Source organism: Candidatus Terasakiella magnetica (genome assembly GCF_900093605.1).
GTDB classification, from domain to species: Bacteria; Pseudomonadota; Alphaproteobacteria; order Rhodospirillales; family Terasakiellaceae; genus Terasakiella; species Terasakiella magnetica.
Genome location: NZ_FLYE01000023.1, coordinates 270,268 through 284,995 on the forward strand (window position 1 = coordinate 270,268; position 14,728 = coordinate 284,995).

General features: G+C 44.7%; 15 protein-coding genes. 12 read left to right on the forward strand and 3 right to left on the reverse strand.

Annotated features, from left to right (window positions below; genetic code table 11):
• The first annotated feature begins 152 nt into the window (after positions 1-152).
• The 3 genes from MTBPR1_RS10540 (at position 153) to MTBPR1_RS10550 (ending at position 3,331) form a co-directional block, all read left to right on the forward strand.
• On the forward strand, positions 153-2,006 hold the full coding sequence (locus tag MTBPR1_RS10540; RefSeq protein WP_069188967.1) for a DUF294 nucleotidyltransferase-like domain-containing protein: 1,854 nt from the start codon (positions 153-155) through the stop codon (positions 2,004-2,006).
• Positions 2,007-2,018: 12 nt separating this feature from the next.
• Positions 2,019-2,717, forward strand: a complete 699-nt coding sequence (locus MTBPR1_RS10545) for an exonuclease domain-containing protein (protein ID WP_069188968.1) — start codon at positions 2,019-2,021, stop codon at positions 2,715-2,717.
• 101 nt (positions 2,718-2,818) lie between these two features.
• Positions 2,819-3,331: a hypothetical protein gene (locus MTBPR1_RS10550; RefSeq protein ID WP_069188969.1), complete on the forward strand. Its 513-nt coding sequence runs from the start codon at positions 2,819-2,821 to the stop codon at positions 3,329-3,331.
• A gap of 3 nt (positions 3,332-3,334) precedes the next feature.
• Here the strand turns inward: MTBPR1_RS10550 and MTBPR1_RS10555 are convergent, their stop codons facing one another.
• Together MTBPR1_RS10555 and dusA are read right to left on the reverse strand one after the other, a co-directional pair.
• Positions 3,335-3,751, reverse strand: a complete 417-nt coding sequence (locus MTBPR1_RS10555; protein WP_069188970.1) for a bacteriohemerythrin — start codon at positions 3,749-3,751, stop codon at positions 3,335-3,337.
• Positions 3,752-3,822: 71 nt separating this feature from the next.
• On the reverse strand, positions 3,823-4,815 hold the full coding sequence (dusA, locus tag MTBPR1_RS10560) for a tRNA dihydrouridine(20/20a) synthase DusA (protein ID WP_069188971.1): 993 nt from the start codon (positions 4,813-4,815) through the stop codon (positions 3,823-3,825).
• A 252-nt stretch (positions 4,816-5,067) separates the two neighbouring features.
• Between dusA and MTBPR1_RS10565 the strand changes: the two genes are divergently transcribed.
• The 3 genes from MTBPR1_RS10565 to MTBPR1_RS10575 are packed head-to-tail and all read left to right on the forward strand — an operon-like array spanning position 5,068 to position 7,857.
• A complete protein-coding gene (locus tag MTBPR1_RS10565) occupies positions 5,068-6,948 on the forward strand; it encodes an ATP-binding protein (RefSeq protein ID WP_069188972.1) in 1,881 nt (626 codons plus the stop codon).
• 19 nt (positions 6,949-6,967) lie between these two features.
• Entirely contained in the window at positions 6,968-7,474 is a 507-nt protein-coding gene (locus tag MTBPR1_RS10570; protein WP_069188973.1) for a chemotaxis protein CheX, read from the forward strand.
• A complete protein-coding gene (locus MTBPR1_RS10575; protein WP_069188974.1) occupies positions 7,474-7,857 on the forward strand; it encodes a response regulator in 384 nt (127 codons plus the stop codon). Before MTBPR1_RS10570 ends, MTBPR1_RS10575 begins: the two co-directional genes overlap by 1 nt.
• Here the strand turns inward: MTBPR1_RS10575 and MTBPR1_RS10580 are convergent.
• Entirely contained in the window at positions 7,854-8,060 is a 207-nt protein-coding gene (locus tag MTBPR1_RS10580) for a dodecin (protein ID WP_069188975.1), read from the reverse strand. The genes MTBPR1_RS10575 and MTBPR1_RS10580 overlap by 4 nt on opposite strands.
• Positions 8,061-8,178: 118 nt before the next feature.
• Here MTBPR1_RS10580 and MTBPR1_RS10585 point away from each other — a divergent pair, with 118 nt between their 5' ends.
• The 6 genes from MTBPR1_RS10585 to MTBPR1_RS10610 all read left to right on the forward strand — a co-directional run bounded on the left by MTBPR1_RS10585 (position 8,179) and on the right by MTBPR1_RS10610 (position 14,711).
• Positions 8,179-10,968, forward strand: a complete 2,790-nt coding sequence (locus MTBPR1_RS10585; protein WP_165602658.1) for an ATP-binding protein — start codon at positions 8,179-8,181, stop codon at positions 10,966-10,968.
• Between the two features lie 85 nt (positions 10,969-11,053).
• Complete coding sequence (locus tag MTBPR1_RS10590) at positions 11,054-12,352, forward strand: methyl-accepting chemotaxis protein (RefSeq protein WP_083223032.1); 1,299 nt, start codon at positions 11,054-11,056, stop codon at positions 12,350-12,352.
• Between the two features lie 18 nt (positions 12,353-12,370).
• Complete coding sequence (locus MTBPR1_RS10595; protein ID WP_069188977.1) at positions 12,371-12,676, forward strand: STAS domain-containing protein; 306 nt, start codon at positions 12,371-12,373, stop codon at positions 12,674-12,676.
• A gap of 9 nt (positions 12,677-12,685) precedes the next feature.
• A complete protein-coding gene (locus MTBPR1_RS10600) occupies positions 12,686-13,564 on the forward strand; it encodes an ATP-binding protein (protein WP_069188978.1) in 879 nt (292 codons plus the stop codon).
• Entirely contained in the window at positions 13,564-14,070 is a 507-nt protein-coding gene (locus tag MTBPR1_RS10605; protein WP_069188979.1) for a response regulator transcription factor, read from the forward strand. Before MTBPR1_RS10600 ends, MTBPR1_RS10605 begins: the two co-directional genes overlap by 1 nt.
• A complete protein-coding gene (locus tag MTBPR1_RS10610; RefSeq protein WP_083223033.1) occupies positions 13,971-14,711 on the forward strand; it encodes a PP2C family protein-serine/threonine phosphatase in 741 nt (246 codons plus the stop codon). Before MTBPR1_RS10605 ends, MTBPR1_RS10610 begins: the two co-directional genes overlap by 100 nt.
• The last annotated feature ends 17 nt before the right edge of the window (positions 14,712-14,728 follow it).

Genomic DNA, 14,728 nt, shown 5'->3' on the forward strand with positions numbered 1-14,728 from the left:
GCCCGTTTTCTTTTGTTCTAAGCTCCTATTTGTGCGCGCAAACGACCCATTCGAAAGTTGCATATCTAATGCGATAGTCTTGCGCTTGACCTTTAGGTCGAAAACGACCAATGTAGTCAAAATTTGATTCGGGTTAAAAAAGGGGACCTTATATGGACATCGAACTGATCGAGATAAGGGATTTTCTAAAAGTACATCATCCTTTTGATCTCTTGCCAGAAGAGGCAATTGAAACACTACCAACAACGATCGAAGTTCGTTATGCCCGTCGTGGCACCGTGATGTTTGAGCCGGGGGATGAAAATAAATTCTTGTGGGTCGTGCGCACAGGTGCGGTTGAAACACATGACCCTGAAGGCCACTTACTTGCCCGCCTGTCTGAAGGGGAATGTTTTGGCGTGCGTGCCCTGTTGCGCGGTGGTGTTGCAGTAAATCGCTGTGAAGCCATTGAAGACAGCTTGCTCTACCTGTTACCCGTCACTGAATTTAATCGCCTTTGTAGTGAATATCCTCAGTTCTCCTTCTTCTTTGCCCCTATGGGCGGGGATCGTTTGCGCTCAGCTCGTGAACATGTGGAAACCGGCGGTGATGACGGTATGGGTCTTATGTCGGCCAAGGTGCGCGACATGCTTAAACGTGAACCAATTACCACGAAGGCAGATGTTACAATCCAGCAGGCGGCTCAAGTCATGTCGGATGAAGGGGTATCTTGCCTTCTTGTCACTGATAATGACAAATTATCCGGTATTGTGACGGATAAGGATTTGCGCAAACGTGTTGTTGCAGAAGGCCTATCTTATGATCAGCCCTTAGCAGAGATCATGACGCCAGACCCTATTCATATTGATGCAGAAGACTATCTGTTTGATGCGTTATTGACCATGTCGCGAAACAATATCCGCCATCTTCCCATCCTTGATGGTGAGAAAGTCGCAGGTGTTGTAACCACAACGAATATTATCCAAAAACAGACCACCTCCATGGTTTATCTTGTGGGTGACATCTATAAACGTGAAACTGTTTCGGGCTTGCGCGAAGTGGTGAAACAGGTGCCATCTATGGTGATGAACCTTGTTGATAGCGGGGCGACGGCCCATAATATTGGTCACGTGGTTTCTACTGTGACTGATGCCATTGCCACACGTTTGTTGCAAATGGCAGAAGAAAAACTCGGCAAAGCGCCGGTTCCTTTTGCATGGATTGTTGTGGGCTCAGAAGCGCGCCATGAACAAACGGCACTTTCTGATCAGGATAATGGTCTGATCCTTGATGATAGCTATGATGAAGCGACCCATGGGGATTATTTCCGTGAACTGGCGAAGTTTGTCAGCGATGGATTGAATGAATGTGGTTATGTCTATTGCCCGGGTGATGTGATGGCAACCAATGATAAATGGCGCCAGCCTTTATCAGGTTGGAAGAACTATTTCTCTAAATGGATTGATGCACCAGAGCCAGAAGCCCTTATGCATTCCAGCATCTTCTTTGATATGCGCAGTATTTATGGCGAGGAAAGCCTCTATACGGACTTGCGTGATTTTGTCCTGAAAAAGTCAACTGGCAACCGTATCTTCTTATCCTTTATGGCAGGTAATGCGCTGACCCACCAGCCCCCCCTTGGCTTCTTCAAGAATTTCGTGCTGATCCGCGGTGGGGAACATGACCATACGTTTGATCTCAAACATAATGGTGTAGTACCGATTATCGACCTTGCACGGACCTATTCACTGGATGCGGGCCTTTCTGAGGTCAATACGGAAGAGCGTTTGCGCGCAGCTGTTGAAAAGAAAATCATTTCTCAAGACGGGGCAGATGATCTGCTTGATGCACTTGAATTTATCAGCATCACGCGTCTTCGCCATCAGGCTAAGCAAATCCGCAATTCTCAAAAGGCTGATAACTTCATGCCGCCTGAAGATATGTCTCATTTTGAACGCAACCACCTAAAAGACGCGTTTAATGTGGTGAAAACCATGCAAGCGGCCCTATCTTCGGCCTACACCTAAGGAAACAAGGGAATGTGGAAACGCATATTCGGTCCTGACCTACGTCGTGAATGGTATCTGATTAAGATGCCAGAAGGGCCGATGAAACAATATTACAGAAAGCCAATTCCTTGGCCGGAGACGGACTATAAGGAGTTGGAATATCTCTGTATCGACCTTGAATTAAGCGGGCTCAACCCTGAAACCGATGAAATTCTCAGTGTCGGGTTTGCTCCGATTGTTGATCAAAATGTCATTTTGTCTGAATCTGCCCATTATCTTGTGCGCCCAAGCGGGGACTTGCCGGAAGATTCTGTCATTGTCCATGGTTTGACCGATGACCGTTTGGCAGAAGCCGAACCTTTAGAAGATATACTGCCCCATGTTTTGATGGCGTTATCGGGTCGTGTCTTGCTTGCCCACCATGCCCCTATTGAGCTGGGTTTTCTTAATGCTGCGTGTGAGCGTATTTATGGCTATCCGTTATTAACCCGTGCGGTGGATACGTTAGAGCTTGAAAAACGCAATCGTCAGCAACGCAACCAGCCCCTTGATGGCGGCGTGTTACGTCTGGCAAAAGCGCGTGAGGCCTATAACCTGCCGCGTTATCGTGCCCATAATGCCTTGGTGGACGCAGTGGCCTCAGGTGAATTGTTCCTTGCCCAAGCTGCACATAAAGCTTCAAAAGGCGAAAAAATCACCCTGCGTGAGGTCATGTTTAGAAATCGGTGATAAAAAATGCCTGAAAGTGAAGGAAACGCTTGAGTTTTTTTTGCTTTCTGCGCATTTTCACATCTCATCATTTTGATTGAATTTTTAGAAGTAGACCTCCTATGTGGGATATTATCATTGCCATTTGCTTGGTAGCCGTTGTTTGCTTGCCTGTTTGGGCAATCTGTAGGTATTTGCGCGTTGACTTACCCAAGTTCGTTCTGCCTATGCTCGCGGGTATTTCCCTGCTCAGCTTTAATGCTTATATGCGCTATACATGGGGTGATCGCACAGCGGAAGCTTTCCCGCCAGAAGTCGTCGTTCTAAAAGAATATCGCCATTCAAACCTGTTTGAGCCATGGACTTTCCTCTGGCCGCGTGTTTCACACCTGATTGCTGCTGACACAACCCAGACCCGCACCAATCCGGCCTATCCTGATATTATTATGGGCTCTACCGTGATGATGCAGGAACATCAAGATACAACGCAAATGAGTGTATTGGTAAATTGTAAAAAAGGTCAGGTTGCTGTATTGCCAACCAAGGCGATTGCACAAGGTGTCAATCCGATTGAAACCGCAGCATGGGCAGATAGAAGTGATTTTCCCTTTATTGCCGGGTTTTATTGTAAGTAATTTTTAGGGCTCAATACCGCGCAGCAGGAAGCTTTTAATTTGCATATCCTGCTCGCCCAGATGTTTGAGCACCAAGGCACGCAAGAAAAGAACAGAAGCATGTATCTCTTTAGAGCTATGTGCTTTTTTCAATTCTGCAAAGATATCAACAGCATCAGATAAAAGCTGGGCATGATGTCTTTTATGTTCTTGAATGGATGAATAATTGATATTCATCATCAACTGTTCTTCACAGCGAAAATGCGCTTTCGCATCGGTGATGATTTTCTCAAACAGGTCACAAAGGGCAGCAACAGGTTGCTCTGTTTCTACAGCCTCTAGAAAATCATTGAATAGATCAATAAGGCCGTGGTGCTGTTGATCCATAAGGGAAATCTCAATAGAGAGCTTTTCGCTCCATTCGATCTTTTTAAATGGCATACTCTTCTTTCCCTTTAAGGATTGAGCCTGCATCTTACTTCAATTCTTGTTAATTTCAAGCTGATAGCTGTTTATTCAATAAGCTTTGCAGCCTCAGAGATAACTTCAGCACCAACACCGGGCTGGAACATATGTTCACTTAAGTAACGTCGCCATGCTTTGGCACCACGTTGGCTTTGGAACAGGCCGAAGAGATGTTTTGCCATATGACGAACATAAACATCATTGGCAACTTGTTCTTCGACATAGGGTAGAAAACGCTCTAAAGCCTCTTGTCGGGTGATGACTTCTTTGTTCTCATTACCAAAAATCAGCTGATCGGCATTGGCCATAATATAAGGTGTTTCATAAGTAGCCCGTCCAATCATAACGCCATCGACTTTATCAAGATGGCTGGCGGCTTCTTCCACGGTTTGGATGCCGCCATTTAAGATGATTTCCAGATGAGGGAAATCTTTTTTGATCATATGAACAATATCATGGCGCAAGGGCGGGACTTCCCGGTTTTGTTTGGGGCTCAGGCCTTTAAGCCAGGCTTTGCGTGCATGAATGATAAAGGTTTCACAGCCCGTTTGGGCAACACGATCAACAAAGCCAGCCAAAAGCTCATAACTGTCAAGATCATCAATGCCAATGCGGTGCTTCACCGTAATGGGAATATCGGTTGCATCCTGCATGGCCTTGATGCAATCAGCCACCACATCAGGCTCCGCCATCAAACAGGCACCAAATCGCCCGGCACTTACACGGTCACTGGGGCAGCCACAGTTCAGATTAATCTCGTCGTAATTCCAGTTAGACGCAATCTTGCAGCATTCAGAAAGTTGCTTGGGGTCACTCCCGCCCAGCTGAAGGGCAATGGGGTGTTCAATATCTTGATTGTAATCCAAAAAACGACCGGGACCATCTTTACTGAAAATAATGGCAGGCGCCACAACCATTTCCGTATAAAGCAGGGTCTGTTTTGTCAGCCCACGCATGAAAACACGCTGGTGACGATCCGTCCATTCCATCATGGGGGCCACGCTAAGGCGGCGGTCTGGTTTTTTGGGTAAATTGTCCATGTGGCGCAATATACGCCTTCATTTAATTTGTTCAAGAAATTATGATTAATTGACTTTTTTTGAGTGTATTACAGCATGATTTTGCTTTTACTTATCTTCTTGTATTGATTGAGAAATACAATTGGACATCTGTTTTTTTAGGCGAAAAAGCGTCACAATAATTTTATAGGTTTAGGAATGCGAATATTCCTTTAGGTTGATCTGGTTTTTAGGTAGTATCAACAAAATCTCCTGATGAAAAAGTGACAGAAAATGACCAAAGATAGCCAAGAGCAGAAAATCACTGAATTGGAAGCTAGAATTGCAAGCTTGGAAAGCGAGCTTGAGGAAGCCCAAGATAGTGAGCAAAGGTTTCTTGATGCTTTGAAAGTCAGTCCCATGGCTTTGTGTCAGCATGATACAAAACTAAGCTATACGTGGCTGTATAATTCGCATATGGGTTTTGTCGATAATGAGGTGATTGGCAAAACCGATTGGGATATTTTGCCCACGGATTTGGCGGACCGAATGGGGGTTATCAAAAAACGCGTTCTAAAAACAGGGGTCGCAGAAAGGGTTGAAATTCCATCTGTTGTTGATAGTCCAGATGCTGAATATTTTGATCTGGTTGTCCATCCCATTACGGCAGAAGATAGTGATGAGGTCATTGGCTTGACGTGCGGTGGCATTGATGTGACTGAGCGCAAGAAAATGGAAAAGCAGATTCAGGAAGCGCGCGATGCGGCCCTGATCAGCCGCCAGCATATTGCCGACCTGCTAGACAGCTCGGGCCAAGGGTTTATTTCCTTTGGGAAAGATATGATTGTTGGCAGTGAATATAGTAAAGCCTGTAACGATTTTTTCCAATGTAAGCCGGAAGGTCTCAATGTTCTTGACCTGTTTTATACAGAGCAAGAGGTTCAAAAGAGAGAATTATTCAAAGAGAGTCTGATCAGTGCGCTTGGATTTGATGATGAATTTGCACAAGGCATGGTTCTCTCACTATTGCCAGCATGCTTTGAGATGAACAGCTATGTGCTCAAGGTCGAGTATAAGGTACTTCAGAGCTCAAAAATTATGATTGTCCTGACGGATATTACCAAGGAAACAAACCTGAAAAACAAACTTGAGGGCGAGTATAATCGCTTGAACATGATTGTTACAGCCGCCAGTGAACAAGGCGAGTTGTTTGAAGTCATTTCGGATTTCAGGGCGTTTCTGGCTGGTGAACTTGAACCTTCAAATTGGGTCAGTATCTATCGCCAAATTCATACCTTTAAGGGACATTTCAATCAGTATTCATTTATTGAATTGCCCCTTGTTCTGCATGATATTGAACAAGAAATCCAGCAACAACAAGATCATGTTTCTCTATCTAAAACCAAGATGATAGAGGCCTTAGAGACTGATTTACAGGTGATTACCGATATCCTTGGTGAGGATTTCATCGATAAAAAAGGCTATTCGCAAGTCAGCAATCTATTGCTTGATGCCATCAAACAACGTGTGGCTCAGCTCAGGGAGCAAAATCCGGCTGCTCTTTCAGATGCGAATATTAATGAGCTGTTGGAAAAACTCGACAGCATTTACACCATTGATTTCAAACAAATGTTAAAGCCACTTGCACGTGGAACCTATAGCCTTGCGGAACGTTTTGATAAAAAAATCAACATTGATATTCATGGTGATGAAATTGTTGTTGAGCGCGAAAAATTCCATGACTTGGCCTCAAGCCTGATCCATGTGTTTAGAAATGCAGTTGATCACGGCATTGAAGATGAGGAAGAGCGCGATGAAACCGGTAAGGATGAAATCGCGACCATTGATTGTCACTGTCGAGATACCGATGGTGAGATCATTCTTCAAATCAAGGATGATGGGCAAGGCATTGAACCTGCAAAAATCAAGGATGTTCTGATCAGTAAATACCATATGGCTGATAAAGAAGTCGATGAGATGTCTGATCAAGAGTTACTGCAAACCGTTTTTGACGATCAGTTTTCATCACGTGATGAGGTGACAGAAGTGTCTGGACGTGGTGTAGGCTTATCGGCAACACGAATGGTTGTTGAAGAGTTTGGCGGCACCATTGCCATGTCTTCTGTTCCCGGTCAGTGGAGTATGGTTGAAGTCCGTATTCCTAGAGCCTCATAAGTAAATAAGGGCTCAAAGAGTGAGTAAACTTGAAAAACTGATGCATGTGGTTGAGCGCAACGTCAAAGACTATTTGCGCGAAGAAGCTGGTGTTAAAGACATAAAATGTAAAACAGCTTTGCGCCAGCTCAGTACATTGCAACTACGTGAAGTCACCTCAACAATCAGCGTGGCTGGCAGTATCAATATGTTGCTCGGCTTTAGTTATGATGAAATGCTCTTACAGCGGGTGGCAAGTGCCTTTTTAGAAGAAGCTCAAGCCAGCAAAGAAGAATGTATGGATATGGCTGGGGAGTTTATTAATATCATTCTTGGGCAGGGGGCCAACGAGATTGATATGAATAACCCAAGCCCAACTCTTTTTTCACCACCGATGACCATGTTGGGGGCGAAAAAAGTGATACAGCATAAAGCCAGTCAGTATTATTCAATTGAGCTGGAAACAGAATATGGCAATCTACATATTTTATGCATTGGGCCAAAGGAACTTTTTGATACGAGTTTGAATTACTTGGGGGGAGAGTAATGAAAAGATTGAACGTAATGATCGTTGATGATTCTCAGATCATGATCAAGAAGATCAAAAAGCACCTTGAAGCTTTAGGTCATCGTATTGTGGCCACGTGCCATTCCGGTAGTGAAGCGCTTGTACAGTATAAAAAGGTCAAGCCAGATCTGGTCACGATGGATATTACCATGGCGGATATGAACGGCATTGAAGCAACCAAAGTAATTGTTAAAGACAATCCATCTGCCTTGATCATTATGGTGACATCCCATGGGCAGGAAGGCATGGTGCTGGAAGCCATCAAGGCAGGGGCAAAGGGATATCTTTTAAAGCCAATCAATGAAGACCAGCTTCAAGATACCCTGAACACAATTGATGCGAAATATTTGAAGTCGGCTTAATCGAGCCTGAAGCCGACTTTTAGCACGACCTGATAATGTCCGACTTTTCCATCCACAATATGCCCGCGTGTTTCTTTGACTTCAAACCAATCCATATGGTTGATGCTTTGGGAGGCTTTGGCCAATGCGGTGTTGATGGCATCTTCAATAGTTGTCGTTGAAGACCCGACAATTTCGACTTTTTTATAGACATGACTGCTCATAACTAAATCCCTGATATACAAGTTAAAATATTTTATTATTATAACTCATATAGGAATAACTAGGCGCAAGTCGTAGAAAAAAATGCAAGCACGTCATTCCTCGTTAGCAAAAAGGCGGTTGATCAGTTTCGTACTGTTCGCCTTATTTGGCGTGTTTTGTTCTATTGGTGCGGGTTTTTTCGTCAAAACATGGCATAAAAGCAACGAGGCTGTTTCTGAGAGAAACTGGGGGGTAAGTGTTGGTTCCCAAATTAAAAGTGAATTATCGCGCGAAACCGAAATTCTACATGTTCTGAGAAGCATCCTGCTTGCCAATAGAGATTTCCCAAGAGATGCGTTTGATATTTTTATCTCCTCTTCACTGGTGCGTTTCCCCCATTTAGAAAATATTTATTGGGCTGAACGTAGTGGCAGCGATTATGGTGCAAAATCAAAATTTCCAATCATTGCGACTTATTCGCGAAGTGGGGTCGATCTCTTTGGCCGTGATCTTATGGGCTTGGCGGATGTTGAGAGTTTGGTTGAGCGGGCAAAACGTAGTCGTCGTTTACTTTTGTTTCCTCAGTTAAATGTGAAAGGCAGCGGGTTATTTTATGCTGCCTTACCTGTGATGGGCAGAGGGGCGCATCCCATTGGTGAAATTAGCGGAATTTTATTGGCGCAGTTTGATTTTGAAACGCTTTTTAAGCGGGTGTTGCTGACCCGTGGGGACCGGGTCGTTTCGGTGCAGTTGCGTGATGTAACCATACCTAATGTGCCTCATGTTTTATTTACTCATAATAAGGAAGGCTTGAAAAGACAGGCCCTTTCATCGCGTTTTTCCGTTTCTGGGCGTATTTTTGAGTTGGAGTTTTCAAGCCAAGCCGGCAATCGTTATTTTTCTGTCTGGGGAATTGTCACCGCATTGGGCTTGGTGATTACAGCCCTGATCCTCTATTTGACCATGCGCATGAACAAGATGGAGTTTTTGATTGAGGACGGCGTTGCAATACAGATGAAGGAGCTCAACGAGAGAAACCTTCTTTCGCGCCATTTTCTTAATTTCACGCTTGAAGCGTTTTTTGCCTTAGATGAAAAAGGTATTATTGTAAAAAGTAACAACCGTGGTGATGAGCTGTTTTTTGATGGTCTAAGTACATGTTTAGGCAAGCATATATCTGAATTATTCCCCCCGCAGGAATTCTCTCAACTGTTTTTTCAGGGCAAAGAAATAACGCCGGTTGAGCTTAATACAGCCATTCAGTTAGAGGGGCGGGCGTATGATAATGAAACAATTCCACTTGATGTGCGTGTAACTGAAATTACCAATGCCACAACCTATAAATGGTTGGTTATTTGCCGTGATATTACGGCAAGAATGCGTTCTGAAAAGAGACGTGAAAATAGTGATAAGCAATTTAGGCAGGCTTTCACATTAAGTTCTGTCCCTATGGCGATTTTAAACCCCGGTGGCTTTATTGTTGATTCAAACAAAGCGTTTCAGAAGTTCTTGGGCTATAGCGAAGTTGATCTTTCGGCAAAGCCGATCAGAAGCTTCATGCATCCCGATATGGCACATCCGCTTGATGAGTGGCTTAAAAGTGCTTCGGCAAGAAAGCTGGAAAGTTATCAGTCAGAACAGCGCTTGCTGAATAAGGCTGGGTTTAATTTGTGGGTCGTGGGGAGTTTTACGGCCGTTTACCGCTTTGATGGCAGCCTAAAGCATGTGATTTGCCAGTATCAGGATTTTACCGATCAGCGTTATGCAGAACAGGAATTGAAACTTCACCGTGACAAACTCAAAGAAATGGTGGTTGAGCGTACCAAGGAAGTGGAAGGCACGCGTGAACGCCTTGTCACATCCATCAATGCGGCTGATAGTGCCATCTTTGTTTATGACAGTGACATGAACCTTGAATTCTGTAGTGATTTAGCTTCTGAAATGTTCCCTGAAATGAAAGCCGGGTTTGAGATCGGTACAAATGCATCTGAGCTTGTCAGGCTGTTTTCTTTTTATACGGATGAGGGGCATGAGGAGCAAGAATCCCGTATCAACCGTTTGAACCAGGGTATTTTTGATGATGATATCCAGTTAAATGATGGCCGCTGGATCAAGATCAGTCGCCGCAAAACACCTTCAAACGGCACTGTTGCCGTTATGTCGGATGTAACGGCCTATAAAGAACAACAGGAGCTTTTGCGCATTCAGGCAGAAGGTTTGGCCCATGCCTTAAGGTGCCAGCAAGAGGTCAATGAGCAACAAAAGATGTTCACTTCTGTGATCTCTCATGAGTTTAGAACGCCATTGGCCATTATTGACAGTACGGTGCAACGCATTGTCAGAAAAGGCCAAAACCTGAGTGATGAAGAACTCCATGACAGGTTGGGACGTATTCGAAGTGCAGTAAACCGTTTGTTAAAGCTGATTAAAAGCATTCTTACAGCTCAACGCCTTGAAACGGGCAAGCTGGAATATAAACCTCAAAATATCGAGGTCACAACATTTGTTCAGGATGTTTGTCGTTCACACAAGGAACTCTCAGAGAACCATAATATTGAGGTTATGGCTGATGAGGTTGATCATCAGGTGAGAATCGATAGTGAATTGCTTGAGCTTGCCTTGGTGAATTTGCTGAATAATGCCGAAAAATATTCGCCAGATGGTAGTGAAATTATCGTGGAAGTCTGGGAGGATACTGACAATGTAGGTATTTCTGTGAAAGACCAAGGCATGGGAATTTCTTCACAGGATCAAAGCAAAATCTTTGAGCGTTTCTTCCGTTCTTCTGAGGTCGGCAGTAAAGAAGGCACCGGCGTTGGGCTTTCAATTGTGAAAATGATTATGGTTTTGCATGGGGGCGATGTGAGCTTTGAAAGCCAAGAAGGTGAGGGGAGCACATTCACGCTCCTTGTTCCTAAATTAGTTTAGTTGCGCTCTTAATCGCTTTATGGCTATGATAATACAGCGAAGTTTTTTGCGCATAAAAACATAAATAACAAATTAAGGAGGGGAGATGTTTGGGTCATCCCTTAATACGATCAGGATCTGCTTGGGTGGAGCACTGTTATTAACAGTGGTGCAGGTTGTGATATTGCTTTCTTCAGGCGCGATGCTCTCAAGTGTTGTTGCACTTGCGGCTTTGGTTTTTTCTGCTATTGCCTTGATATATGTGGCAAAAGTCTCAAGAAATATTAAGGGTGCAGTCTCTTTTTGTCGCAAAGTTGAAAGCGGTGATTTTGAAACCCGCATCACCAATATTGATGGCAAGGGTGAAATTGCCGAAATGTTATGGGCCATGAATGGTCTGGTTGACCGTATGGATGCATTTGTGCGCGAGGCCATGGCCTCTATGGAAGCGGTGAGTGATAACCGTTTTTATCGCCGGATTCTTGAACAAGGTATGGTCGGCACCTTCTTACATGCTTCGCAAACAATCAATAACGCCACGGGCGCTATGGAAAAAGTTTCAAACCGTATGATTAAAATGGGGGACGAGCTGGAAGAAACTGTTGGTAATGGGGTTACGGCAATTTATGGCAGTGCGTACCAGATTATGGAACGTACAAAAAATATGGGTAACCGTATTGATCGTTCTTCTACGCGTTCTGTTGATGTGGCAAAAGCAGCCCAACGCACTAATGAAACGGTACAGATTGTGGCTGAAGCCACCTCGCAACTTTCAGCCTCAATCACAGAAATCAGCTCTCAGGTCAACCAATCTGCCTCAATTGCGCGTGATGCGGTGACCAATGCACAAGCTGCCACCAATGCCATGGATGGATTGAACGTTGCGGCTGATAAAATTGGTGAAGTCGTTCAATTAATTACAGCCATTGCGGAACAAACCAACCTCTTGGCGCTCAATGCGACAATTGAGGCCGCACGTGCAGGTGATGCAGGAAAAGGCTTTGCGGTTGTGGCTGGTGAAGTGAAAAACCTAGCCAACCAGACAGCCCGTGCAACTGAAGAGATCGCGCAACAAATTGGCGGCATCCAAAGTGCGACAGAAGAAGCCAGTGATGCGATTTCCAGTACGGGCAGAACGATTTCTCAGATTGATGAAATTGCAACAGCCATTGCCTCAGCTGTGGAAGAACAAGGTGCCAGCACGGAAAATATCGCCTCAAACATGCAAGAGGTCGCTGAAAACTCAGAGATGGTTAGAAGCCGGATCGTTAAGGTAAACCAAGGTTCTGCAACATCTTATAGTGCGGCCATTCGTGTGATGTGGGCGGCGCGTGACTTGAATAAGCCTGCACAAGAACTAGATGATGAAGTCAAAGCATTCCTCAAGAGTTTGCGAACACAATAAACAGGGATATTAAAAAATATGGATCATTCAATTACAGAGAACAATGGCGTCATTCAGGTTAAGTTGACCGGAGAATTGACACTCAATGATGAGGAAAAGTTCCGCTCTTTGAGCCTTGAGGCCTCAGAACAGTCTGGAAGTAAATGTGTCATTGATCTTAGCGCACTTGAATTCCTTGATTCCGCAGGGCTTGGGCTTTTGCTTGTGCTTAAGGAGTTTTGTGAGGATGCGTCTAAAACCGTCTCTATTCGACCCGGTGGTGGTGAGGTGCGTGAGATTTTGGATATTTCAGAATTCTCAAGCCTGATCCCTTACGAAGAATAATTACATCTGATGGAAAGCTGGAAGAGCAATTGCCTTATCGTTGAAAGCGACCCTGAACGCCGCAAGGAGTTACGCGAGTGTGTGACTATGCATGGGTTTGGGGTGATGTACTGCGATAGTCTGGCAAGTTGCCCCCTTCCTAATGATGAACCCGATGCAGTGATTTTTGGCCCCGGGGCAGAGATCGGTGATGATGAAGTCAATGACGTTGAATTGCTGATCCGTGAATGTCAGGTTCCAATTCTATGCCTGCCCTCTCAGAAGGCTCAACTGATTGAACGTTATGAAGATGTTCATGCCTATTTCACACTTGATGATGCCAGCCATATGGTTCTGTCCTTTGTACTAAGCCATCTTCGCAGGCGAAATATCCGTGAAATGATGGTCAATGCTGTGGCAGGTATTACACAGCTGACCAATGGGGAATTTACCTTTAAAAGCCTTGAAGAAGCCCAAGCGCTGGCTCTGTTAATTGCATCGCTTGCACCTGAAAAGAAAATCTTACGTCTTGGTTTGATGGAACTTTTCGTCAATGCCATTGAGCATGGCAATCTTGGCATCACCCATGAAGAAAAAATTCAATTGCGCAATGAGGGTAAATGGATTGAAGAGGTTGAAAAGCGCCAGTCGGATGAAAAGTTCCGTGACCTTTATGCTTCTTTGAAGTTAAAACGTGATGGCGATAGGCTCAAACTATGTCTTTGTGATGAAGGCCAAGGCTTTGATTGGAAAAAGGTTTTACAAAAAAGCAAAGAGAAGATAAACCTAACAAAATCGGGTCGGGGGATCGTGATTATTCAAAAAGCGGGACTTGATGATATCTGCTATCAGGGATGCGGAAATATCGTCGAGTTTTCCTTTAAAATCACGAGGGTTGAGGAACTTTAATGGCGAAAATTCTCTGTATTGAAGACGAAAAAGATTTACGTCATGATATTTGTGAAGAGTTACGTGATAACGGCTATGAGGTCATTGATGCTTGTGATGGCGCACAAGGGCTCGACCTGATCCGCACAGAACTGCCGGACCTTGTTTTATGCGATATCCGCATGCCTATTATGGACGGGTTTGAGTTGTTAGATAAGGTGCGCAATAGTTACGGCCAATGGGCAAATGTGCCTTTTCTATTTTTAACCGCTTACGGCGAACGCGATGAGATGTTGAAAGGCCTTGAAAAAGGGGCTGATGACTATCTGACCAAGCCTGTTGATTATGATATGTTGATCGTGCGTGTCTCAACCATGTTGCGTCAGGTTAACCGGGTGACGCAACAAGCGAAAACGATCAACGCGATATGCAAAAAGAGCTTAACCGCGCCCATGCTATGCAACGCGACCTTCTGCCTTCTGATGAAAAAGTCAGAATGCTGGAACGCGCCTTCCAAATCCGCCTGACCAGCCATTATGAACCTTCAACAGAGCTGGGTGGCGATATCTGGGGGGTGCATCTGATATCGCATTCCAAAGTGATGTTCTATCTGGTGGATTTTTCCGGTCATGGTATTGCAGCGGCGATGAATACATTCAGGCTGCATAGTAAAATTGACAGTGAACCCATTGGTGAGGCAACACCGCGGGAGTATCTGGAACATTTAAACCAGTGGCTCTGTACCCAATTGCAAACCGGGCAATATGCGACTGTGGCCCTTGGTGTGATGGACTTTGAAAAAAGCCGCTTTGATTATTCTGCGGCGGGTTCAACCGCGCCTATTCGCATTGATCACAAACATAAAAAGATTGAAGTTGGTTCCGGCAAGGGCATTCCATTAGGGATGAGCCCCAAGGCGAAATATGAAGACCGCTCCATGGAATTTAATGTGGGCGATGGCTTGTTTATGTATAGCGATGCCTTGATCGAACATGGGCGCAAAGAAGGTCTGGCCCTTGGGCGCGATGGTGTTGAAAATCTTGTTTTAAAAGCACTAAGTGAACAAGACGAAATCGAAATGGGCGAGCTTATGGAGCCCTTTATCTCAAAAGCCCCACGCCCACTTTCTGATGACCTCACCGCTTTTTGTTGTGTCTGGCAGGGCTAAGCTTAATTTCAGGCACG